This is a genomic window from Butyrivibrio sp. INlla16 (assembly GCF_900104155.1).
Classification (GTDB): Bacteria; Bacillota; Clostridia; order Lachnospirales; family Lachnospiraceae; genus Butyrivibrio.
Window position 1 is genome coordinate 17,520 of sequence record NZ_FMYB01000024.1, and the last position, 24,868, is coordinate 42,387.

Below are 24,868 nucleotides of genomic sequence, written 5' to 3' on the forward strand. Positions count from 1 at the left end.
AAAGGGGGATGGATTGATGGATTCAGAAAACAGAAATAACACAGCCGCAGATAACGGTGAAGGGGGCATCGGAAGATGCCCTCACTGTGGAGGCGAAGTACTCTACGGCAAGTATGGTGCATACTGCGATAACAAATGTGGTCTTGCACTTGGAAAGTATTACGGTCAGACCTTTACTGAAGATCAGATAAGAGACCTGCTTGCAGGAAAACAGGTTCTCATGTCTAACCAGAAAGGAAAGAACGGAAAGACCTTTGATGTCCTTATCAGTATCGAGGGCGAAGAGGAGTTTTCCTACGAAAAGGACGGACAGACCTTTGTGGGGTATGGGCTTACCTATACCAAGGAATTTGTTAAGAAGCCCAAAGGTCAGGGAAGTATAAGCAGCAGTAACAGTACAGGAACTGCTGCGGACAGTAATGCCGCAGATAATGATGGCTTTGAGCCTGTGGGAGACGAAGAGCTCCCGTTCAGGTAATTAGCCATAATTGGCAGGGGAAGCCAATAGGATTTCTTGAAACAAGTGAACAGAATTATTAACCATGAGCCAGGTATAAGAGCGGAAACAGCATTATACCTGTTTTTTTACAATGAAAAGGAGAATACACAATATGGAATTAAAAGAATTTGCACAGGATATGAAAACTGCTATTCAGGAGAGACTTGGCGAGGGATACGATGTCAAGGTAACAGAAGTAATGAAGAACAATGATACGATGCTTACAGGTATCACAATTCAGAGGGAAGGAGAAAACGTTGCTCCGTCCATGTATATCAACGATACTTTCGAGCGTGTTGAGAGGGGAGAGGTCAGTTTTGATGATGCTGTGAACAGACTTGTTGATATGTATGATTCACATAAGCGTCCTGAGATCAACGTGGATTTCTTCAAGGACTATGACAATGTGAAGGATCATCTGAAGATCTGCATGATCAATACTGATGCTAACAGCAAGCTCCTGGAGGATACACCTCATCTTGACTATGGCGATCTGTCCGGAATAGTCCGTTTTGAGTTTCCAAACGATGAATTAAGAGGCGGAACCATTATGATCAAGGAGCAGCACCTTGAGGCATGGGGGATTGATGCGAATACTCTTCTTCAGGATGCAATGGTATGTGAGAGCAACAGAGATTACCGTGCAATCTCAATGAATGCGATGCTTGAGGAGATGATGGGAGAAGCCGCACCGGAAGAGACTGCGGGCGGCATGTTTGTCATTACCAATGAAGAAAAGATGAACGGTGCATCCGCTATCATGAACGATCAGCTTCTTGGTGACCTTGCGGAAAAGAATCACAGTCAGTACCTGGCAGTGCTCCCATCATCTGTGCATGAAATTATCGCAGTTCCTGTCCCGACAAAGGATGAGGCAATTGCCATGAAGGATATAGTGCAGTCGGTTAATTCCACGGAACTTGCGCAGGAGGATATACTCTCTGGGAATGTTTATATCTATGATGCGGAATCCAGAGAGATGACTATCGCAGGCGAGCAGGAGCCTATGAAGGTGGTAATGCCTGAGAAGAAGGAAGCAGAGAGAACCCAGGTGGCTGATAAGGCAGATAAAGCCAAGGATTCCAACATCCGTAAGTTCTCTTTTGCCAATAAAATTCAGGAGAACAAGGGTGTTGCTGATAAAGCCAATGAAGCCAGACAGGCTGAGAAGGCGATTGATGCCGTTAAAAAGACTGAACCGGCACTTGGATAAGTATAAAAATAGAACGCCATATCCATCTAATTATTCGGGTAAATGCACACACAAACCTAAATTGTGTGTGCATTTACATAAAAACAACCATGGAATTTTTGAGTTTTATTTATAGAAAAAAACTGCTATATTAGAGATATACAGAAGGTGTAGAGGAAATAATTGTGCAGGACAATATATCACTATTTTCGAAAAACAGAGATAAAAAGGTTTTTATTACAGATGTCGCGCTAACCAAGATACCACATATTGAATACAAAAGCTTTGATGACGATAAAAATGAGCTGATGTATAAAATGGCATATACAGTTTTACGTACTGCAAAAGAAGAAAATGATAGTAATGAAGTTGCAATGATCACAAGCTTGAATGCAGATGATCCATTTTATGAAGCTGCGATTGTAAAGGGAGATGAGCATTCAGTCGATATAGCAAGTGATACACTTGCTAATCATATCGTTGTTTCAGGCAATCACCTTGCAGTTGTGATAATGCACAATCATCCGTCAACTCAAACGTTGTCACTGGATGACATTGCATATTGTATATATCATGATTCGGTATCGTTGATAGCTGTTGTTACAAATCAGGGAAGAGTACACTATCTCTATAAAGATGTAAAATATGATTTCAATGAAGCAGATAATCTGTATGTTGAATGTATGAAAGCAGCAAGGATAAGTGAAATTCAGAAGGATGGCAGTTTCAAAGTGGATGTTCGTATGGCAGGATCTATTTATTTGAATAGATGCAGCGAAGCTGGTCTACATTATTCATGAAAGGAGCACGCTACTATGTATGAAGATAAAAGTCTTGGTATTATAGATGACAGAGTTGTATATACAGGACCGAGAGTTCTGATTAAAGCTAATCAGGAAGACAATGTAGATCCGAAAGAGCTTGAAAAATCCAGGCAAAAATCGCTAGAGTTAATTAGGAAGTATGCTCCTGTTAGTGAAGATGAGCGAATGCGTATGTAATAAAATACAACAATATCATCAAATACTATAAAATCAAATAAGAACAGAATCTGAGGGCGGAACAGGCAGCCGCCACCCCTCGAAAGAGGTTAGGAGATGCGAGAACGGTCACCTCGTCTATTCTGTTTCTTGAAACGCCGATAACTGTCAAAGGTTGTTGGCGTTTTATTTTATAGTTTTTGCCGGCAGCGTTTATTATTATGACGTTGCCGGCTTTTTTTGATTAATGAAAGGGGAGGTTACATTGAACAAATATGATTACTACGGTCTTGTTGCTGCCAAGGCAACGGCAGACTTAATTACAAGTCAGGAAAAGTGGGAAGCATTTCTGACTACATCCGGGCGGCTCTATAAGTATTCCTGGGAAGATCAGGTCATGATACATGCACAGAGACCGGATGCATCTGCCTGTGCAACTATAGATATCTGGAACAAGCGCATGAAATGCATGGTGAAAAGGGGGTCCCATGGTATAGCGCTCTTCGACCAGACATCAGACAGGAGAGCACTTCGATACGTCTTTGATGTAAAGGATGTCTTTGCTACAAGAGAAGGTCATCTTCCAGAACTATGGAAGATAACTGATGATAACAAAGCAACTGTCATAACCAAACTGGAACAGAGCTACGGCAAAACAGAGCGTCAGGAAGATTTCGGTGACAAGCTCATAGAGATTGCCCGCAGGATCACGGAAGCTGAAATGCCGCAGGCACTTGAGACAGTAGAAGAGCATATGTCAGGAACAGTTTTCGAGAATCTGCCCATGACAGAACGTGAGGAAAGACTGTCTGCAACGCTTCATTCCAGCATTTCATATATGATCCTGTCCAGATGCGGTCTTGACCCGCAGGATTACCTGGATAACTTCGATTTCTCTTACCTGTCATCCTTTAACAGTCAGCAGGTATTATCAGCTGTCGGTAATGAGATCAACACTCTTTCGCTTCCGGTATTCATAAATATCCGTGATGCTATCAGAGATTTTGACAGGAAAAAAGCTCTTGAAAAGAATGAAGATCTGACACATAATAGTAATAGAGAATTTCACACGTTAATTCGTGAAAGTGATAAAGCAGGAGGTGCAGAACATGGAGATAACATATCATCAGGAAGGGGATTACATGATACCGGACATCATGCTGAACCCGGTGAAGGAACACGAACCTCTGAACCGTTGGGGCAGGATGCGCAGGGATTACCTGAAGAATCACAGGAAAGCGATGTACTCGGATCTGGTACTGTCAGAGAACCTGTGGGAACACTTGGAGACCACGCAGAACGAAGCAGAGGAGATGTTCGACCTGCTGGTAACTCAGATGGCAGAGAAGCAGGAAGTGAACGAGGAGCTGAAAGCGAAAGACCAGATGCGCTGGATAGGATTGATGAACAACATCAGGAACTCAGCGGAGGAGATAGTCAGGACGGAGATTATCTACAGCTAAGCTTCCTCCCGACAACATCACAGCAGCAGGAAGCAGTTAAGAGCATATCGAAAAACAGCGAAGGAGTGGATGATACATCTGCTCCTTCTTTTATGCCCTTATATACCTACATGAATCCTAAGACAGAAGAGCCACCGGAGGAATATATCACTCAGGTTCTGCAGAGAGGAAGCGGATTTGCTAACGGTAAATACCGCATAGAGAAGCTCTATGAAAACGAAGCAATGAAGCCAGCAGACAGAAGAAAAGCAATCCGTGCTGAGTACGGACAGGGCGGTGCATCATGGCCGATGGACGGATACGGACTTCATGGATATGACAGCTTCTCTTCCAAAGGTCTTCATCTGGAATGGAGAGATGTAGAGGGAGAAAAAGACGGCTTCGTATCCTGGACTGAGGTTGAAAAGAAAATCGAAGTTCTGGTGAAAAATGGAACATATATTGAGGATGAGGTACCTGACAGGCAGAAAGAAACAAAACCTGAGAACAGTGTCAATATAATCCCAGATGACAACGGTTATGCAGGGGCAATCGAACCGGATTCAGAATTTATGGTACTTCCGGGCAATGGCATGGCTGATGCTCTTGATGACACAGCCGATAAAACTACGGCTGATTATGTGACAGAGAATGCAGCAACAAGCTCTGAGAATAATATTGATTCAGCGGATAGCACTGTGACAGAGCCTGCACAGCCTCATCAATCCATAAAAGCGCAGAACTTCCGCATCACAGATGATGCTCTGGGACAGGGAACACCTACAGAAAAGGTCAACCGCAACATAGCAGCCATTGAGACTATGGCAAGGGTAGAGGCAGAACATCGTAATGCCACACCTGAAGAACAGCAGATATTATCACAGTACATCGGCTGGGGAGGACTTCCGCAGGTATTCGATGAGACCAATACGCAGTTTGCGAAGCAGCGAGCAAAGCTCCAGAACCTGCTTACACCTGAAGAATATAGTGCAGCAAGGAGCAGCGTTCTCAACGCTCATTTCACACAGCCAATGGTCATCAGGCAGATTTATGAGACTCTTGGCAGATTGGGATTTGATGGAGGCAACATTCTGGAACCATCCTGCGGTGTAGGTAACTTCTTTGGGAGTATGCCAATAGCTATGCAGGAAAGCTCCCGCCTCTATGGCTCAGAACTTGATCCAATCACAGGACGAATAGCAAAACAGCTTTATCCAAAAGCGAATATACAGGTATCAGGATTTGAGAAGACTCAGTTCCCTGATGCCTTTTTTGATGCAGCAGTTGGTAACGTGCCGTTTGGTCAGTATGGAGTGACAGATAAGAAGTATGACAGGAATCATTTCATGATACACGACTATTTCTTTGCCAAGACTATAGATCAGGTGCGCCCCGGAGGCATCATAGCCTTTATCACAAGCAAGGGAACCATGGATAAGAAGAACAGTGCTGCCCGCAAGTATATCGCAGAGCGTTGTGACCTTCTCGGAGCAGTAAGGCTTCCCAATACGGCATTCAAGGCAAATGCAGGTACTGAAGTAACCTCCGACATTATCTTTCTTCAGAAGCGTGACCGTATGGCAGAGCAGCTCCCGGAATGGGTTGATATCGGCAAGGATACTCAGGGCATGGAGATGAACAATTATTTCATCACCCATCCTGAAATGATCGCAGGAGAAATGACCTGGCAGTCCGGTCCTCATGGCATAGAGACAACCTGTAATCCAAAAGCTGGAGAGACTTTGGAAGAGAGCCTGAAGAATGCTTTATCCCATATCGAAGGAACATATGAAGTCATATCCCGTGATGCTGCAGAGGATGAACTGGAAGCAGAACCAATCCCCGCAGATCCTAATGTGAAGAACTTTTCTTATGCCGTGATAGACGATAAGGTCTACTATCGTGAGAACTCAGTTATGACTCCTGTAGACCTGTCTGAGACAGCAGAGCAGCGTATGAAAGGCATGATAGAACTTCGTGATACTACGCAAAAGCTCATAAACATGCAGCTTGAAGAAGTGTCTGACGAAGATATCCGTGCAGTCCAGGCAGAGCTTAACAGACAGTATGATGCTTTTCAGGAGAAGTTCGGTATCATCAGCTCCCAGACCAACAAAAGAGTATTCAATCAGGATTCGTCTTATTGTCTTCTCTGTTCTCTGGAGAAGCTGGATGATGAGGGGCATTTTGCAGGCAAGGCTGATATGTTCACAACAAGGACTGTAAGTCGTGTCCTTCCGGTAACACATGTTGATACCGCAGAGGAAGCTCTGACAGTATCCATGAACGAGAAGGCTGCTGTTGACCTTGACTATATGCAGCAGCTTACAGGAAAAGACATTGATACTCTTGCTGAAGACCTTCAGGGTGTCATTTTCATGGACCCTGAAGATAATAGCTGGAAGACGGCAGATGAATATCTCTCCGGAAATGTCCGTGAGAAACTTGAAAGAGCAGAGCTTGCAGCAGAAAATCATGCAGAGTTCCGTATCAATGTGGAAGCCCTGAAAGGAGTACAGCCTGAACCTCTTGATGCATCAGATATTGATGTCAGACTTGGAGCAACATGGGTAGATGCCAGGTTCATAGATGATTTCATGAGGGACGAGTTTGGAACACCCGGATGGCGAATGGACAGAGGAGAGATCACGACACAGTTTTCTCCTGTGACCGGAACCTGGAATATCAAGGGCAAGAATGCCGATTACAATAACCCGAAGACCACAGAGACCTACGGCACAGACCGTGTAAATGGTTATAAGATTCTGGAGGATTCCCTGAACCTGAAGGATACCCGTATCTATGACGTAGTACATGAGGATGGTAAGGAAAAAAGAGTTCTGAACAGGAAGGAGACCATGCTGGCATCACAAAAACAGGAAGCACTCAAACAGGCTTTCCGTGACTGGATATTCAGAGATCCTGACCGCAGGCAGATCCTTGTGAAAAAATATAATGACATCTTCAACTCACTCCGTCCCAGAGAATATGATGGAAAGAACCTGCGATTTCCAGGAATGACACCATCCATACAGCTTAAGTCACATCAGCTCAATGCAGTTGCACGTATTCTCTATGGCGGAAACACACTGGTAGCTCATGAGGTAGGACTTGGTAAGACCTTCACATCTATAGCGGCTTGCATGGAGTCGAAGCGTCTTGGTCTTTCCCATAAGCCTCTGATAGTAGTTCCTAACCACCTGACAGAGCAGTGGGGTTCTGATTTCCTGAAGCTCTATCCCGGAGCAAATGTACTTGTGGCGACAAAGAAGGACTTTGAACCGGCAAACCGTAAGAAGTTCTGTGCACGTATTGCAACCGGCGAATATGATGCGGTAATTATCGGTCATTCTCAATTTGAGCGCATCCCTCTGTCAAAAGAGAGACAGGCTGCAGCCATGCAGGAGCAGATAGATGAGATCACAGAAGAAATAGCACAGGCAAAGGAAATGCATGGCGAGCGTTATTCCATCAAGGAAATGGAGAAGACCAGAAAGAGCCTTGAAGTACGCCTCGCAAAGTTGAACGACCCGTCAAGAAAAGATGATGTGGTCACATTTGAGCAGCTTGGCTGCGATAAGCTGGTGGTGGATGAAGCGCACCTTTATAAGAACGCATTCCTTTATACCAAGATGATGAATGTGGCAGGCATAGCATCATCAGAATCCCAGAAAGCAGCTGATATGTTCGCCAAGTGCAGGTACATGGATGAGATCACAGGTGGAAGAGGCATTACGTTCCTGACGGGAACACCGGTATCCAATAACCTCTCTGACCTCTATATCATGATGAGATACCTGCAGTTCGGGACATTACAGAAGATGGGGCTTTCCCAGTTCGATGCCTGGGCATCTACTTTCGGTGAGATGCAGACAAGTGTAGAGCTGGCACCTGAAGGGACAGGATATAGGACAAAGACACGTTTTGCCAGGTTCCATAACCTGCCTGAACTCATGCAGATGTTCAGGGAGTGCGCTGACATACAGCTTGCAGACCAGCTTGACCTGGACAGACCGGAGATTGAATATATCAATGTGAAGCTCCAGCCATCAGAACTTCAGAAGGATATGGTAAAGTCTCTGGCTGACAGAGCAGAAGCAGTCCGTAATGGAAATATCGATCCTTCCCAGGACAATATGCTTGCCATTACCAACGACGGCAGAAAGCTTGCTCTTGATCAGCGTCTTATGGACCCGGTACTTCCCGATGATCCTAATTCCAAGAGTAATGCCATAGCAGAGAATGCATTCAGGATATGGCAGGATACTAAGGAGCAGAAGGGGACTCAGCTCATTTTTTCTGACCTTTCGACACCAAAAAATGACGGCTCATTCAATGTATATGACGCTATCAGGGATAAGCTCATAGAGAGGGGAGTACCTAAAGAGGAAATCGCCTATATTCATGATGCCAATACCGATGCAAAGAAGGCCGAGCTATTCGCAAAGGTCAGAAGCGGTAAGGTTAGATTTCTAATGGGTTCAACAGCCAAGATGGGAGCAGGTACAAATGTGCAGACAAGATGCGTAGCTCTCCATGATGCAGACTGCCCATGGAGACCTTCAGATCTGGAACAGAGACATGGTCGTATCAATAGAGCAGGCAACATGAACAAAACTGCAAAGATCTTCCGTTATGTCACAGAACAGACCTTTGATGCATACTCGTATCAGGTGATTGAGAACAAGCAACGCTTTATTTCTCAGATCATGACAGATAAATCGCCTGTCCGTTCTTGTGAGGATATAGATGAGGCTGTACTGGATTATGCAGAGATCAAGGCATTGGCAACAGGCAATCCTGCGATAAAAGAGCGTATGTCTCTCAGCATTGATGTGGCAAAGCTCAAGCTCCTTGCTGCCAATCACCGCAGCTCTATCTATCGCCTGCAGGATAATATCACAAGAGAATACCCGCAGAAGATAGCAGGATTGCAGGAGGCAATCAGGGGACTGAAGGCAGATATAGAGCATTATGAAAAGGCAAGGCCTGTAGCTGAAGCAATTCAGGAAACTATGACCGGTACTGACGGCAAGACAGATGCAAAAGCACCATTCCTTATGACAGTAGATGGCCAGAACTATGATGAGAAGAAGGACGCGGGTGCAGCGATACTGGAAGTAGTACATAAGGTAAAAGAGCCTGGTGTAAAAATTCCGGTTGGCGATTACCTTGGCTACAAGCTATCAGCACAGTTCAATTCCTTTGACCACTGCTATATCCTGACAATCAGCGGAGCTGCTGCACATCGCATCACCATGAGCAATGACCCTAACGGCATCATAACCCGTATCAATAATGCTCTGGAAGCAATGCCTGTAGAACTTGCCAAGGCAGAGGAAGCGCTTGCCAATACTGAGAAGCAGCTTGAAAGTGCCAAGGAAGAGGTGGTAAAGCCCTTCCCACAGGAAGCAGAGCTTCAGCAGAAGATGGCACGTCTTACAGAACTGGATGCCATGCTCAATATGGATGCACCGCAGGATGAGCAGTCTAAGGGAGAGAATACAGCTGAACAGGTGCAGTCGGTAGAAGCAGCTAAGGATAAGAACCTCGAAGCATCCGCAGTAAAAGAACCGGTAAGGACTGCAGAATTATCTGCTATAACAGAGCCTGTTAAGGAATCTATAAAAGATTCCCAGACTGAACGCATGGCACAGATAGCAGAGATGCTTCAGAAGCGTAAGGAATATCTGATGAATGCAGAATCCCTGGAGGAGGCCAACTACAATCAGGTAGGGAACGGCATCATTGATAACGAGCCTACTCCCAACAACTATGAGAAGGACACCAACGAAAGCAAGGAAGCTCAGAGGTTCTCATTCAAAGAGAAGATTAGCAGCCTGAAGCATACCGTTGAAGACAGAGAAGCTGAACGTAAGGCGCATCAGCAGGAACATCCTCCGCAGGAGAGTCAACATAACAATCATCAGAGCGATGATATGGACAGAAAAATTTCATAAATTATATGGGCAGGTGGCTTTCGGGCTACCTGTCCTTTTTTCTTTGCAAAATATGAATTCGCAAGAATACACGAAAAAGCATTGAGAAGATACTTGGCTGATGGTACAATTGAAACAGGCGTTTTATTAGTATTTACCTGCATTGCAAGCGTTTTGCAATATACATGGAGGTCACATGGCTATATCTTATAATAAGCTCTGGAAATTACTAATAGATAAGGGTATGTCAAAGGTTGAGCTAAGAAAAAGTATTGATTTAGCACCCAATACTCTTACAAAACTGAACAAAAACGAAGAGGTCGCTATGACAGTTCTGGAAAGGATATGCAAAGAGCTTCATGCAGACTTTGGAGATATTGTCGAATATATAGATGATCAGGAGGAATAATAATGGCGGCAGCAAAAAAGGCAAAAGAAGTTTCAATGGAAGAAGCTTTATGGAAATCAGCAGACAAGCTTAGAGGTTCCGTTGAACCGTCAGAATATAAGCATGTGGTGTTGAGTTTGTTCTTTCTAAAATTTGCAAGCGACAAATTTGAAGAGCAGCGTAAAAAAATCATTGAGGCTGGCAATGAGAAGTTTGTAGACAACATAGCATTCTATACCAAGGATAATGTTTTCTATTTACCTCCTGAGAGCAGATGGTCATATATCCTTGAGAATGCAAAGCAGGATGATATCGCGCTGAAAATTGATACTGCGTTATATACAATTGAGAAGACCAATCCTCAGTTGAAGGGCGCACTTCCGGATAACTATTATTCCAGACTACAGATTGATACTACAAAACTTGCATCCCTTCTGGATGAAATCAATAAGATAGATACCACATCCGATAAGGAAAACGATATCATCGGCAGAATATATGAATATTTCCTTAGTAAATTTGCTATTGCAGAAGGTAAAGGAAAAGGAGAATTCTATACTCCCAAGAGTATAGTAAATCTTATAGCCGAAGCAATTGAGCCTTATGATGGTACGCTGTATGATCCTTGTTGCGGTTCTGGTGGTATGTTTGTTCAGTCAATTAAGTTCGTGGAGGCACATCACGGAAATAAGAAGAAAGTTTCTATATATGGTCAGGAATATACCAATACCACATTTAAGCTTGCAAAGATGAACCTTGCTATAAGAGGCATATCCGCAAATTTGGGAGAACAGGCTGCAAATACATTTTCAAATGACCAACATAAGGATTTGAAGGCTGACTATATAATGGCTAATCCCCCTTTCAACCAGAAAGAATGGAGGGCTGATGACGAACTTCTTGAAGATCCGAGGTGGAAAGGATATGAAGTTCCGCCTACCAGTAATGCAAACTATGGGTGGATATTGAATATTGCATCCAAATTGTCGCAGAACGGGGTCGCAGGTTTTCTTCTTGCTAATGGTGCTCTTTCTGACGATGGTACGGAGTTGAAAATCAGACAGCAGCTTATTGAGAATGACTTGGTAGAAGCCATACTTATTTTGCCAAGGAATCTTTTCTACACAACAGATATCAGTGTGACGCTATGGATTCTGAACAAAAACAAGAAGGCACGTGTTGTTGATCAGAATGGAGAAGAAAAGAGATATAGGGATCGCAGTGGCGAAATACTGTTCATGGATCTCAGGCAGATGGGTTCTCCATATGAAAAGAAATATATCGAACTGACTCAAGAGGACAGGGATAAGGTAACAACTGTATATCATAACTGGCAGACAGAAGGTTATGAAGAAACATATGAGAATGTTCCTGAATTCTGTTATAGCGCATCATTTGACGAAGTAAAAGAAAAAGGTTTCACCCTCGTACCAAGCAGATATATTGAATTTGTAAACCGTGATGAGAACATTGATTTTAATGCTAAGATGACTCAGCTGCAGACGGAGCTTACTGATCTTCTGAAACAGGAGGAAAAGTCCAAGCAGGATTTACTTGGTGTTTTTAAGGAGCTGGGATATGAAATCAAATTATAAGCAACTTGGACAGTTTATCAGACAAGTCGATGTTAGAAATACTGATGGTAAAGAGGATAATCTTCTGGGAGTATCGGTTCAGAAAACGTTTATTCCTTCTATCGCAAATACGGTGGGAACCGACTTTAGTAAATACAAGATCGTTAAAAGCAGGCAGTTTACTTACATTCCAGACACTTCTCGAAGAGGAGATAAGATTGGTATAGCTTTATTAGAGGGCTATGATGAAGGCCTCGTTAGCAATGTATATACGATTTTTGAAATCATTGATACACATCAGTTAATTCCCGAATACTTGATGCTATGGTTTAAACGACCGGAATTTGACAGATATGCAAGATATAAGTCTCATGGAAGTGTAAGAGAAATCTTTGACTGGGACGAGATGTGTAAAGTTGAGCTTCCAGTTCCGTCATATGAGGAGCAACTTAAGATTGTAAATAATTACAAAGCTATTTCAGATAGAATTGAGATAAAGCAAAAGATAAATGATAATTTAGCGGCTTGATATCATTGAAAGCATATATTCAAGTATATGCCGCAATCTAACAATTTCACTATTATTATCAGTGCGCATGGACTCAATTGGCTCAATGAATCTTCGTAGTTTGTTCATAGTTTCAACATTTGGAAGATCGATCGGCAATTCCATTTGCTTGGTTATTCCGATGTAGGCTCTGGTACTTCCCGCACCCGACCATGCCGAAAGAATTGATTGAAATTTGTTTGATTCAAAATAATATCTCAAGTAACCGTTATATAAATTCTTTTTTGTACGATAGTATGTTACTTGCGGCGTAAGGATCGCTAACGGATAATTATTTGGCAAAATAGCAGTACGGCCTATAGTAGCTTTATGTGTTAAAAGAACATCTCCTGGATGCGAAAAACCTTTGCGTAAGCTGTTTGCTTGAGTTTCAGAAATAAAAGCGCAGTTTTCATAATCAACAGTTCCATCCACCAAGTTGTTCGCCATTAAAAATGGTACACCCTCAGATACATAATCAGAGGCTTTGGGATGTATTTCGCCATGATTACCATCCATGGGCGGGTCCAGTAATCCTTGATTTACCAATTCTGAAACCGTTACACTTTGCCATTGTTCAGGATTTTTTAAAAACTCTGTTTGAATAAAACTAACCGCCTGTTGTTCTAAATTATCATTTAGCATAACCCTCTGCAGTGGCGAGGGTAAACAATAGAACCGCCGCTGGGTGTCGTTCTCTTGAATATAAAAAAGGAGAGAAACGGCATGAAAGAAGAATTGATTACTGAAATTGAGCAACAAATGCTAGGAGTGCTGGATAACAGCCAAATGATGCAACTGAGAATAGTTCTCAACACATGTCTTCAAGGATATGAGGTAATGGAGACAGGCGAGATATCGGAGGAGGCGGTAGACTACATAGAGCTGTTCCTATCGGCTAAACGTATAGAAGGACGATCCGATAAGACCTTGGCTTATTATCGGAGCACCGTTGAGAAACTTGTAGTAAAAATTGGCAAGGCAGTAAACCGTATAACAACCGATGATCTTCGGAAATACCTTGCAGATTATCAGGAGGAAAAGAAGTCCAGCAAGGTTACAATTGATAATATTCGGAGGATTTTATCCACATTTTTCGGCTGGTTGGAGGATGAGGATTATATTATAAAAAGTCCTGTTAGACGCATTCATAAGGTCAAAACAGGTAAAACAATAAAAGAAACATATACGGATGAAGAACTGGAACTGATGCGTGATAGTTGCGCGGAGGACAGGGATCTGGCAATCATAGATATGCTGACATCGACCGGAATGCGTATCGGTGAAATGGTTTTGCTTAATCGAGACGATGTGAATTTTACCGAGCGTGAGTGTACAGTGCTTGGCAAGGGTGATAAAGAGCGGATTGTATATTTTGATGCACGTACAAAGATGCATTTGCAGAATTATCTAAATGGTAGGGATGATAATGATCCGGCATTATTTGTTTCGTTGAATTCGCCTCATAGCAGAATGAGTATCGGCGGTATCGAGGTACGGCTTCGGAAAATTGGCAATGGGTTAGGAATACAAAAGGTACATCCGCATAAGTTCCGCAGAACACTCGCCACGATGGCGATTGATAAGGGAATGCCAATAGAACAGCTACAGCATATGCTTGGACATCAAAGAATAGATACAACGCTTCAGTATGCGATGGTTAAGGAAAGCAATGTGAAATTGGCACATAAGAAATATATAGGATAGGGTGAAGATATGGGTAATTATGAACCACTTGGAAAGCACATCCGATTAGTAGATATACGGAATACAGATTCAATAACAGATCGGGTGCTTGGTATCAACATTGATAAGTTTTTCATGCCATCCGTAGCCAATGTTATAGGTACGGACTTAAGTAAATATAAGCTCTTATGCAAAGGTGTTTTTGCGTGCAATCCTATGCATGTAGGTCGAGATGAAAGGCTTCCCGTTGCGTTATATACGGAAGATGAGCCGGCTATTGTATCTCCAGCATACTTTATGTTTGAAATTGTTGATGTTGATATTCTTGATCCGAACTATCTTATGATGTGGTTTAGACGACCGGAGTTTGACAGGTTATGCTGGCTTAAAACAGATGGAAGTGTTCGAGGTGGTATTGCTTGGGATGATATATGTCGTTTAGAGGTGCCGGTCATCCCGATTGAAGATCAGCGCCATATTGTGAATAACTATAATACTATTTCGGAAAGGATAAGGTTAAAGCAGAAGATAAATGATAATTTAGATAATCAAGCCAAAGCCATTTATTGCCAAATGCTTAATTCGGAGCATTCCGCCTGTTGGAAGTTAGGAACACTCGGGGAGCTATTGACTGTAAAATATGGCAAAGATCATAAACATCTTTCAGATGGTAATGTTCCTTTGTATGGCTCTGGTGGCATTATGCGCTATGTTGAAAAAGCCTTATACAACAAAGTATCCGTATTAATTCCAAGAAAGGGATCTCTCAATAATATTCTTTATGTCAGCGATCCCTTTTGGTCTGTAGATACTATGTTTTATACAGAGCTTAAACAACCTTTTTATGCTAAATATGTTTATTACTTTCTTCGAAGTAAAGATTTTGCTGGATTGGATACTGGTTCGGCAGTTCCAAGCACATCATCAGAAATGCTTAATAGTATGCCCATTGTAATCCCAGATGATGAACAGCTAAAGCAGTTTGATGTATATTTGCACCCCTTGTTTGATCGGATGAAACAAAATAATAAAGAGGTTGCAACATTAAAATCTTTACAAGAGATATTGCTTGAAACTATATCAAGCCGCTAAATTATCATTTACCTGACGGAGTGGAGCATGAATAATATGACTGTAAAACAGCATTATGTTCCACAGTTTTATTTGAAACATTTTGCTAATAAAGATGGCTTTCTACAGGTTTTCAATATCGAAAAAGGAAAGACTTTTAGCGCAAGACCGGAAGATATATGCTTCAAAAACAACCTGTACGAAACGAAGTGGCAAAACGAGAATGAGAGGCTTGGTAAATATGTTCTCCATAACCAAATAGAAAAATACTTTGCATCACGTGAAGCTTTATATGCTGCTCTACAGACAAAGATTATTGCACTTTGTAATGATACTTCCAATAAAGAAGCCTTGATTCTCCGAGGTGAAGAAGTGGATTTACTGCGAGAATTCTATGCTAATATGCTTCTTCGAAATCCATATACTATGGAAAAACTTGGATTTGACGGTTCTTTAGATGATGTTTATGAGAACGAAGAAATACAGATATATAGATATCTTGTTGAACAATTGGGATTAGGTGATTTTGATTCTATATTACAGGCATCTTATAAGAAGGGCGTATTAACAGATGATTTCCAGGAGTCATATGTTAATGGTGTAGCAAATGATCTAAAAGGATTGTCATTTTGCTTCCTGCATTCTCACGAGACAGGTTTTTTGACTACAGATTTTCCAGTATCTTTTGGAATGGATTTGTCTATTGAAGGAAGCAATAAGCTATCAGCATATTTCCCGATTGCGCCAAATCTTGTAGTTCTGTTCGGAAATTATACTGATTTGAGACGGAGAAAAAACAAGATAGCTGAGATTGATGCTGATATTGTTTACGATTTTAACAAAGACTTTTTAAACGCAAATAAGGGAAGATATAAGTTTGTATTCGCTCATTCTACAGAAATATTAGATAAGTGTATCGGGTAGGAGGTGGTCGCTATGGCAAAATTCAATGAACATGCGCTTGAAATGTCCATAATGAAGCTCTTTGAAGAAAAGGGTTATGAATATGTGCCTGGTGAGAATATCATACGAAATTTATCAGAGGTTCTAATCCTTGATGATTTGAAAAAATATCTTTCAGATAGGTATGATACGGAGGGTATTACTTCAAGTGAGATTGACGGAATTGTCATGTCATTAAAAGCAAACTCTGGTACTTTATATGAAGTCAATAAGACTATCTTTACTATGATTCAGGATGGCTTTGTCTTGAACAGAGAGGATAGAAGTCAAAAGGACATATATATTGAACTGCTGGATTATGATCACCCGGAAAAAAACATTTTCAAGATAGTTAATCAGTTTGAGATAGAGGGTTATAATTACCAGACTCGTATTCCGGACGGAATAGTATTTGTTAATGGAATTCCGCTTGTTGTGCTGGAATTTAAGACAGCAATACAGGAAACAACAACCATCATGGATGCCTACACGCAACTTACAGTGCGCTATCAGAGAGATATACCTGATTTATTCAGATATAATGCGTTTGTGGTAATTTGCGATGGTGCTAACAGTAAGTATGGCTCTTTGTTTAGCCCGTATGATTTCTTCTATGCATGGAGAAAAGTTAATGATGATGATCCTGAGATGGATGGAATCAATTCATTATATACAATGATTGACGGCTTATTTGAGAAGAACCGTTTGCTTGATATTGTAAAAAACTTTGTCTATTTCCCGGATTCATCGGATTCTAATCTAAAGGTTGTATGCAGGTATCCTCAGTATTTCGCAACAACCAATCTTTATAACAATATAAAAAAGCATATGAAACCACAAGGTGACGGAAAGGGTGGCACTTATTTCGGCACGACCGGCTGTGGTAAGAGTTATACTATGCTTTTTTTGTCACGTATGCTCATGAAGAGCAAATTCTTTGGAAGCCCCACTATATTGTTGATAACAGATAGGACAGACCTTGATGATCAGCTGGCTAAACAGTTTGTTTCATCAAAAAGATATATTGGCGATAACCAGGTAATAAGCATTGATTCCAGGGAGGAACTTCGAAAAGAGCTGCAAGGCAAGCCGAGTGGCGGAGTGTATCTGACAACTATTCAGAAGTTTACAGAAGACACGCAGCTGCTAACTGATAGATCGAATGTTATCTGCATATCTGATGAGGCACACCGGTCACAGGTGAATCTGGATATGAAGATGCGAGTGACAGAGAGTGGTGTTAGCAAGACATATGGTTTCGCAAAATACCTTCATGATTCATTGCCAAATGCAACTTATGTAGGTTTTACAGGAACTCCGATTGATGCAACATTGGAAGTCTTTGGAGATATAGTAGGTCATCCATATACGATGACAGAGGCAGTAAAAGATGGCATTACTGTAAACCTTGTGTATGAGGGGAGAGCGGCGAAGGTTACACTGAACGATCAGAAGATGCAAGAAATCGAAGATTATTATGACAAGTGCGCTGAATTAGGATCTTCTGAGGAGCAGATTGAGGAGAGTAAAAAGGCGGTAGCTAAGTTGGATGCCATAATCGGTGATCCAAACAGACTGGATTTAGTAGCAAAGGATTTTGTAATTCATTATGAGAACAGAGTTGAAGAAGGCGCATCGGTAGCAGGAAAAGCTTTGTTTGTATGTGCAAATAGGTTCATAGCCTATGATATGTATAGGCGCATTATTGCTTTGCGCCCGGAGTGGGCAGTAAAAAAGCAATGCGCTGATGGTGTTGAGTTGCCAGAAGATGAACTGCAAAAGCTAAAACCAATAGAAAAAATCTGCATGGTTATGACGCGGAATAAGGATGATGAGAAAGATCTTTATGACATGCTCGGGACAAAAGAGTACAGGAAGGAACTCGACAGACAGTTTAAGGATATACATTCCAATTTTAAAATAGCTATTGTCGTGGATATGTGGCTTACAGGCTTTGATGTACCTCCGCTTGATACGATTTATATTGATAAGCCAATCCAGCAGCATACTCTGATTCAGACCATATCACGTGTAAACCGTGTATATGAAGGGAAAGAGAAAGGGTTAATCGTTGACTATATCGGCATTAAAAAGAATATGAACATAGCCCTAAAGAAGTATACGAACTTTGAGAAGGAAGAGCTGGAGGGCATTGAGCAGGCTATTACGATAGTAAAAGATCAGTTGGAAGTGCTTGATCAAATGTTTTATAACTTTAAAAGTGAGCCTTTCTTTAGCGGAGATCCCCTGGAACAACTCAATTGTCTGAATAGAGCTGTTGAATATGTTCAGATGACAGAAGAACTTGAACAACGTTTCATGGCTGGTGTTAAGAGACTGAAGCAGGCTTTCAATCTGTGTAGTACCAGTGAGGAATTCTCTGAGAAAGATGTTGAAAAGGTTCATTTTTATCAAGCTGTTCGTTCTATTCTATATAAGCTGACAAAGGGTGAAGCACCTGATGCTGCAAGCATGAATGCTAAGGTCAGGAATATGCTAGAAGATGCGATACAGTCTGATGGCATAGAAGAACTGTTTGAGACAGGAACACGGGTTGATTATGAACTGTTCAGCGATGAGTATATGGCGCGTATTGAAATGATACAATTGCCAAATACCAGAATTAAGGCACTTCAGCGATTGTTGACATTTGCTATAGAAGAATTTAAGCGTGTCAATAAAATTAAGAGCTTGGAATTTTCTGAGCGCATGAAAAACGTTGTTGAACTTTATAATAACCGGAGAAGAGACGAGGCGTTCGCAAATGAGGTTCTGGACGATGTGGCGAACCAGCTTGCAGATCTGCTGCATGAACTGAAAAATGAGCAGCAATCATTCAAGGATAAAGGTATAGATTATGAGGAAAAGGCCTTTTATGACATCCTTTTGGCTGTTTCTAAGAAGTATGAGTTTGATTATCCTGAAGATAAGATGATTGCCTTATCCAAGGAGATAAAGAATGTAGTAGATGATAAGGCGAAATACAAAGATTTTGCTACCAGAGACGATATAAAGGCAGAGTTACAGGTTGATTTGATCTTGCTTCTCGACAAATATGATTATCCTCCGGTAACTATTGATGATGTCTATAAGGAAGTACTGGAACAGGCAGAGAACTTTAAGAAGTACGCACAATAAGGAGCGTGAGCTATGTCAAAGTTAAACATTGATCAGCAGACTATCAAAGAGCTGTTTTCGAACAAAAAATCGGATTTTCTGATACCTGACTATCAGAGACCGTATGCATGGGAAGAAACAGAATGTCAGACATTATGGGATGATATTTTTACTTTTGCATTTCCAGAAAATGATTACAGCCTTTTTAAGAGTGACGAGGATGAATACTTTCTTGGACCGATTGTTACGTTTAAAAATGCTGACGGAAAGCTTGAAATTATTGATGGACAGCAGAGACTTACAACTCTGATGCTGATGCTCCGCGCCTTTTATTCAAAGTTTGGCAACATGAAAGATACGAATTCCATAAGTACAAGCGATGATATTGCCAAGTGTATATGGAAGACCGATGAATTTGGTAATCCTGATAAGAACAAGCTAAAAATAGATTCTGAAGTTTCATCCGATGATGATAAAGAAGAATTCTTATCTATTCTAAAAAGCGGCGAGACTGTTGCTGAGCAGAAAAGCAGGTATGCCAAAACTTATCGCTTCTTTCAGGATAAGATAAATGAATTCCTTCAGACTTTTCCTACATATTTTGCATATCTTCCTACAAGAATACTGAACAACTGCATTTTACTTCCTATAGAGGCAGAGTCACAGGATACAGCACTCAGAATATTCTCTACTTTGAACGATAGAGGTAAGCCGCTGTCCGATACCGATATTTTCAAGGCGCAGTTTTATAAATTCTACTCAGACATGGGAAGAAAAGACGAATTCATTCAAAGGTGGAAAGATCTGGAGACAAAATGCGAGGACATTTTTGCGGCGCCGTCAGGCTCTCCTATGGATGAATTGTTTACGAGATATATGTATTTTGAAAGAGCTAAGCAGGGTAATAAGCAGACGACTACCGAAGCTCTCAGAAAATTTTATGAGAAAGACAAGTATGCAATACTCAAAAGGGAAGAGACGTTATCTGATCTTGAGGACTTAGTTGATTTCTGGAAGTGCATTGTGACACAGGATGATACAGCTTTCTCTGATAGAGTATTAAGGAGACTTGCTGTTCTGAATTATGCTCCTAATGGAATGTGGACATATCTCGTGTCAGTATATTTTATGAAAAACAAGAATTCGGAAAAACTTCTTGATGAAAATGATTTTTATGTTTTCCTTGATAGAATTACAGCGTTTATATGGACATATGCGGTCATGAGACCAGGAGTAAATGCTCTGAGAACCCCTACATATCCAGCCATGATTGATATAGTAAATGGTAGAACTGTGACTTTTTCAGATTTTTTGTTCTCTCCAGATGCAGTCAGAAAAATGCTGGAGAATTATGAATTTACAAATCAGAGACCAATTACCAAATCGATGCTGGCATGGTGGGCATACAGCGACGATAAACAATCGCTGATTTCTCTTGATACTACCCTCGAAATTGAGCATATATTCTCTAGACAACGTCAGATAAATGAAAAGACTCTTAAGGACAAAAATAATTTGGAGTCGCTCGGTAATAAGGCACTCCTTGAAAAAGGAATAAATATAAGAGCATCAGATTACAGATTTGCTGACAAGAGGAAGTATTATCTTGGATTTACCAATGATAAAGGTAAAGAAAAGGCTGGAACAAAAGTGTTTGAACTTAACAATATGGCTCAGTCCAAAGACGATTTTCAGGAGACAGATATTATATCTCGCAAAGAGGAAATCTTAAACGGATTCTTACGTTATCTGGATAAGAATCATTTGCTGACCTCGCAGGATTGATGATGTGGAGAAGCTGGAATATAAGCGTATGTAGGAAATAATGAGGATTATTATGGAAGTATCAAAGCATGATTGGAAATTGTATAGAGATAAAGTTCCTGAGTGGCAGGAAGGCTACATGGCGAGGCTAAACGCAGAATATATACAGATTCTTCAAAGAACTGACCACGATGCATCTGATAATTTCTGGGAATTGGAAGAACGGCTCAATAAGGATAAAAAGAACCCGGGAGTCACCATGGAACTTCGTAAAAGTGAAGTTTTCTGGGATATTGCAAGACTAATAAACGATGGCGTAATTACAACTGACGACCTGGAAGATTTTGGCGATGAGCTGAAGAAAGCAGTAAAGTTGATTTTAAACAGATGATAAGGCCTGGGAACGCTTTCAGATGTCATCTATAAAAAAGGAAAGTAACAAATGCAGGATAAAAACGCTTTTAGGAGAAAAGATATTGAATAACGCAGAACTTGCAGATAAAGTGCACACATCCATGCATAATCAGGTCAGTAAACGCGGATATGCTGCACCGGTGGATGTGCTGATGGATATCGGAGCACTGGATAAAAAGGAATATGAGAACTGGCGCAATGGGAAGGTGAGGTTTTTGGAAGCCGTCTGTACCATGAATCTTGGAAAGCTTTCTACTGCGCTTCATGAAATGATGTCATATGCAAGCAAAGCTCATCTTAAGCCTTCACATACTGCATATATGTTCTGGGGCAAGGGAAAGAAACACGAGCTCAGGTTCAGTAAGAGCGGAAGGTCTGAGATAGAGAAGCAGTATTCTACTCATTATGTCTTGGATAAAAGCAGCTGATAATCCGCAGCAGATGTTGGAAGAGCTGTAAAGCTGGAGGTTGTTATGGGCAGATTAAAGGAATTACGGAAATATGTGGATGGCAAACTTAATGAAATGCCGGATGCGGATAAGAGAAATAGTGCGATTGCTCACCTTTACGGGGTATCACTTGCTGCAACGATGATAGCAAAGAAGCGCGGGCTTGATCCGGAGATTGCTTCCATGGCTGCTATGCTCCATGATCTGTATGCATATGAGAGCGGCAGTTATGACGACCATGCCCATAAGGGAGCAGATCTGGCAAGAGATGTTTTGCAGGAGTTAGGGCTTACAACAGATGAGGAGACAGATATTATCTGTTCTGCCATATACCATCATGATGACAAGTTGGCAGTAGATTCCGCTATGGATGAGTGCCTGAAAGATGCAGATGTGATCCACCATTGCATGAATGATCTGTCGAAGGAAGTCAAAGACAAGGAAAAGGCAAGATTTGAGAACCTTTGCAAAGAGTTTGGGATGGATTAATGATGAAACTGTTATTAGCAGGACAGATATCGCTTATCATATGCTGTATTTTTTATCTGATATGGTGGAGAGCAGGATTCTATCCCGGAGTTACAGTAAGCAGGCTGACTGGCAAGGTGGGGATACTATTTTACCTGACAGCAGTATTTGGATTACCTGGTGTATATCTGTCTATTCGTGGAATAAACAGCATAGAGACTGAACATGACCTGATATCAGGTTTCGTGGTAGTAGGTGGTGGAGCCGCTTTGTACGTTATCCTTCTTATCGGAAGCTCGGCAATCCTGCATAGACAGGTTACTACTGAACTTTTGCTGATTGTCTGCTGGACTATGCTTGAAGTGATGGCTGTACAGAAAGTCTTTTCTGCAGGAATGATTGGGTGGATACAACTTGTTGTAATGTTTATCATCATAGCTGTGGCTGCTGTGCTAAGTCTGGTATTCTATCTGACTTATTACAATGTAGAGCCAATGCGAGGGTTCGTCTATGGGATGATTCCGCTTATCACAGAGGCACTTACCATGGCAGTATTTGTAGCTATGTTGAGAGTGAGGTAGCACAATGTTTCTGGCGGCTTATGAAAAAGCACAGATAGAAAGCATTAGTGATGTAAAGAGAAGGTTGGAAGAATGTTTCTGATAATGGGAATTGAAGATGGCAGCAAAGAACTGGGCTTTGATCAGCTGATCATATGTAAGTGTTGCGGCAGATACGGTCATATGCACGTCTATATGTATTACACCTACTTCATGCTCTTCTTCATACCCATCTTCAAGTGGAATAAGCGGTATGTTGCAGTGATGGACTGTTGTGGTGCTTCCTGCGAATTGGATTCGGAGACTGGAAAAGCCATTGCGAACGGTAGCATCACATATCTTGATCCTGACAGGATGAATTTTTCCGGAGGGGGTCATAGCAGTAGTTACGGATACGGCAGCACACATAAAGTCTGCAGGAATTGCGGATATTCGACAGATGAGGATTTTGAATTCTGCCCTAAGTGTGGCAGACGTTTTGACTGATACTGGGAGGAGCGCATAATGGAAAAGCTGACAATAGAAGAAGCCAGGAGGCTTAACGATACGATGGTCACAGAAGAACACCTGAAACTCCATGCTGCAAATGTGGCTGCATGCATGGGCGCTATGGCACAGCACTTTTGCGAGGATAAGGAACACTGGGAAGCAGTTGGATACCTTCATGATTACGATTATGAGAAATATCCTGAAGAACACTTGGCACATACCAAGGAACCACTCAAAGCAGCAGGAGTTCCTGAAGGCGATATCAGAGCAATCATGAGTCATGGATATGGTATTTGCACTGATGTAGAGCCAGTTTCTGATATGGAAAAGAGTCTTTTCACAGTTGATGAGCTGAGTGGAATCATTCAGGCTGCAGCTCGTATGAGACCAAATGGTATCACAGATATGGAAGTAAAGAGCTTTATGAAGAAGTGGAAGGATAAGCGTTTCGCAGCTAAGTGTGACCGTCCACTTATCCTCAAGGGATGTGAGATGCTTGGCATGGATATAAAGGATGTGTCAGAGATATGCATCACTGGAATGAAGGAACACGCAGAAGAACTTCAGCTGACAGGAACAGGAGAATGAGCAGGACAAGTGAATAATCTCATTTTACAAGGTTTTCAGATTAACTGGAATAAAATAGACCCAAGAAGCTACCTGCGAAATATAGAGGCAATCAATGGTCTTGATCAATTTGAATTTAATGCGCCGGTAACTTTTTTGGTTGGTGAGAACGGAACCGGGAAGTCTACGCTGATAGAAGCTATAGCAGTTGCATATGGTTTTAACCCGGAAGGTGGAACGAGGAATTACAGCTTTTCTACATATGATGATTATTCCGAACTGCATAGTGCTATTCGTTTGATGCGTGGCTTTAATAAGCCTGGATGGGGATACTTCCTTAGAGCAGAGAGCTTTTATAATGTCGCAACTAAAGAAGAGGAATATGCCAGAGAAGGTGGAGTATTAAGCGATGAGCTTCATTACAAGTCTCATGGAGAATCATTTCTGACTATTGCACAGGAACATTTTAAATCTCAGGGTTTTTATATCCTTGATGAGCCGGAGGCAGCGCTTTCACCGCAGCGACAGCTCACTCTTTTGCTGGAGATATATAATTGTGCCAGAGAGGATTCACAGTTTATTATAGTATCGCATTCGCCGATATTACTGGGACTTCCCGGAGCTGATATCTTTTCTATGGATGACGGTCTGATACATAAGTGTGAATACGAGGATACAGACAGTTATCAGATAACGAAGCTCTTCATCAATGACCGGGAGGCGTTACTGCATAGATTGTTACAGGAATAGAAAGAGTTGCATTTGACAAGTGTATGGAGA

At 41.6% G+C, this 24,868-nt stretch carries 22 protein-coding genes; 21 read left to right on the forward strand and 1 reads right to left on the reverse strand.

Annotated features, from left to right (window positions below):
* Positions 1–16 precede the first annotated feature (16 nt).
* The 9 genes from BLR42_RS12140 (at position 17) to BLR42_RS12180 (ending at position 12,543) form a co-directional block, all read left to right on the forward strand.
* The gene (locus BLR42_RS12140; RefSeq protein ID WP_091869398.1) at positions 17–478 is read left to right on the forward strand and encodes a topoisomerase C-terminal repeat-containing protein; all 462 of its coding nucleotides are present in this window, start codon (positions 17–19) and stop codon (positions 476–478) included.
* Positions 479–611: 133 nt separating this feature from the next.
* Positions 612–1,712, forward strand: coding sequence for a DUF5688 family protein (locus BLR42_RS12145; RefSeq protein WP_091869401.1), 1,101 nt, complete (start codon positions 612–614; stop codon positions 1,710–1,712).
* 164 nt (positions 1,713–1,876) lie between these two features.
* Positions 1,877–2,491 (forward strand): hypothetical protein, encoded by a 615-nt coding sequence (locus BLR42_RS12150; RefSeq protein ID WP_091869404.1) that lies wholly within the window; start codon positions 1,877–1,879, stop codon positions 2,489–2,491.
* A gap of 15 nt (positions 2,492–2,506) precedes the next feature.
* Positions 2,507–2,692, forward strand: coding sequence for a hypothetical protein (locus tag BLR42_RS12155; RefSeq protein WP_091869407.1), 186 nt, complete (start codon positions 2,507–2,509; stop codon positions 2,690–2,692).
* Between the two features lie 1,136 nt (positions 2,693–3,828).
* Positions 3,829–4,134, forward strand: coding sequence for a TnpV protein (locus tag BLR42_RS24075; RefSeq protein WP_242879309.1), 306 nt, complete (start codon positions 3,829–3,831; stop codon positions 4,132–4,134).
* Between the two features lie 2,996 nt (positions 4,135–7,130).
* A complete protein-coding gene (locus tag BLR42_RS24080; protein WP_334292770.1) occupies positions 7,131–10,073 on the forward strand; it encodes an SNF2-related protein in 2,943 nt (980 codons plus the stop codon).
* Positions 10,074–10,248: 175 nt separating this feature from the next.
* A complete protein-coding gene (locus BLR42_RS12170) occupies positions 10,249–10,461 on the forward strand; it encodes a helix-turn-helix domain-containing protein (RefSeq protein WP_091869414.1) in 213 nt (70 codons plus the stop codon).
* A 2-nt stretch (positions 10,462–10,463) separates the two neighbouring features.
* On the forward strand, positions 10,464–12,035 hold the full coding sequence (locus tag BLR42_RS12175) for a type I restriction-modification system subunit M (RefSeq protein ID WP_091869416.1): 1,572 nt from the start codon (positions 10,464–10,466) through the stop codon (positions 12,033–12,035).
* Entirely contained in the window at positions 12,019–12,543 is a 525-nt protein-coding gene (locus tag BLR42_RS12180) for a restriction endonuclease subunit S (protein WP_091869420.1), read from the forward strand. Before BLR42_RS12175 ends, BLR42_RS12180 begins: the two co-directional genes overlap by 17 nt.
* Here the strand turns inward: BLR42_RS12180 and BLR42_RS12185 are convergent.
* Positions 12,532–13,206: a restriction endonuclease subunit S domain-containing protein gene (locus tag BLR42_RS12185; RefSeq protein ID WP_091869423.1), complete on the reverse strand. Its 675-nt coding sequence runs from the start codon at positions 13,204–13,206 to the stop codon at positions 12,532–12,534. The two genes, BLR42_RS12180 and BLR42_RS12185, sit on opposite strands and share 12 nt — an antisense overlap.
* An 81-nt stretch (positions 13,207–13,287) precedes the next feature.
* On the opposite strand from BLR42_RS12185, the gene xerA reads away from it, so the two are divergent.
* The 12 genes from xerA (at position 13,288) to BLR42_RS12245 (ending at position 24,838) form a co-directional block, all read left to right on the forward strand.
* Positions 13,288–14,268: a site-specific tyrosine recombinase/integron integrase gene (gene xerA / locus BLR42_RS12190; protein ID WP_091869426.1), complete on the forward strand. Its 981-nt coding sequence runs from the start codon at positions 13,288–13,290 to the stop codon at positions 14,266–14,268.
* A 9-nt stretch (positions 14,269–14,277) separates the two neighbouring features.
* The gene (locus BLR42_RS12195) at positions 14,278–15,339 is read left to right on the forward strand and encodes a restriction endonuclease subunit S (RefSeq protein ID WP_091869429.1); all 1,062 of its coding nucleotides are present in this window, start codon (positions 14,278–14,280) and stop codon (positions 15,337–15,339) included.
* A 27-nt stretch (positions 15,340–15,366) separates the two neighbouring features.
* Positions 15,367–16,242: a DUF4238 domain-containing protein gene (locus tag BLR42_RS12200; protein WP_091869432.1), complete on the forward strand. Its 876-nt coding sequence runs from the start codon at positions 15,367–15,369 to the stop codon at positions 16,240–16,242.
* 12 nt (positions 16,243–16,254) lie between these two features.
* Complete coding sequence (locus BLR42_RS12205) at positions 16,255–19,398, forward strand: type I restriction endonuclease subunit R (RefSeq protein WP_091869435.1); 3,144 nt, start codon at positions 16,255–16,257, stop codon at positions 19,396–19,398.
* Between the two features lie 12 nt (positions 19,399–19,410).
* Positions 19,411–21,162, forward strand: coding sequence for a DUF262 domain-containing protein (locus BLR42_RS12210; RefSeq protein WP_091869438.1), 1,752 nt, complete (start codon positions 19,411–19,413; stop codon positions 21,160–21,162).
* 52 nt (positions 21,163–21,214) lie between these two features.
* Entirely contained in the window at positions 21,215–21,532 is a 318-nt protein-coding gene (locus tag BLR42_RS12215; protein ID WP_091869441.1) for a multidrug transporter, read from the forward strand.
* A gap of 85 nt (positions 21,533–21,617) precedes the next feature.
* Positions 21,618–21,983 (forward strand): hypothetical protein, encoded by a 366-nt coding sequence (locus BLR42_RS12220; protein WP_091869546.1) that lies wholly within the window; start codon positions 21,618–21,620, stop codon positions 21,981–21,983.
* Between the two features lie 45 nt (positions 21,984–22,028).
* On the forward strand, positions 22,029–22,493 hold the full coding sequence (locus BLR42_RS12225; protein ID WP_091869444.1) for an HD domain-containing protein: 465 nt from the start codon (positions 22,029–22,031) through the stop codon (positions 22,491–22,493).
* A gap of 2 nt (positions 22,494–22,495) precedes the next feature.
* Positions 22,496–23,053, forward strand: a complete 558-nt coding sequence (locus BLR42_RS12230; RefSeq protein WP_139165152.1) for a hypothetical protein — start codon at positions 22,496–22,498, stop codon at positions 23,051–23,053.
* Positions 23,054–23,125: 72 nt separating this feature from the next.
* Positions 23,126–23,518: a zinc ribbon domain-containing protein gene (locus BLR42_RS12235; protein ID WP_091869450.1), complete on the forward strand. Its 393-nt coding sequence runs from the start codon at positions 23,126–23,128 to the stop codon at positions 23,516–23,518.
* Between the two features lie 18 nt (positions 23,519–23,536).
* Positions 23,537–24,109 carry a hypothetical protein gene (locus BLR42_RS12240; protein ID WP_091869453.1) on the forward strand — a complete coding sequence of 191 codons (573 nt, stop codon included), beginning with the start codon at positions 23,537–23,539 and terminating at the stop codon, positions 24,107–24,109.
* A 9-nt stretch (positions 24,110–24,118) separates the two neighbouring features.
* Positions 24,119–24,838: an AAA family ATPase gene (locus BLR42_RS12245; RefSeq protein WP_091869456.1), complete on the forward strand. Its 720-nt coding sequence runs from the start codon at positions 24,119–24,121 to the stop codon at positions 24,836–24,838.
* Positions 24,839–24,868: the final 30 nt, after the last annotated feature.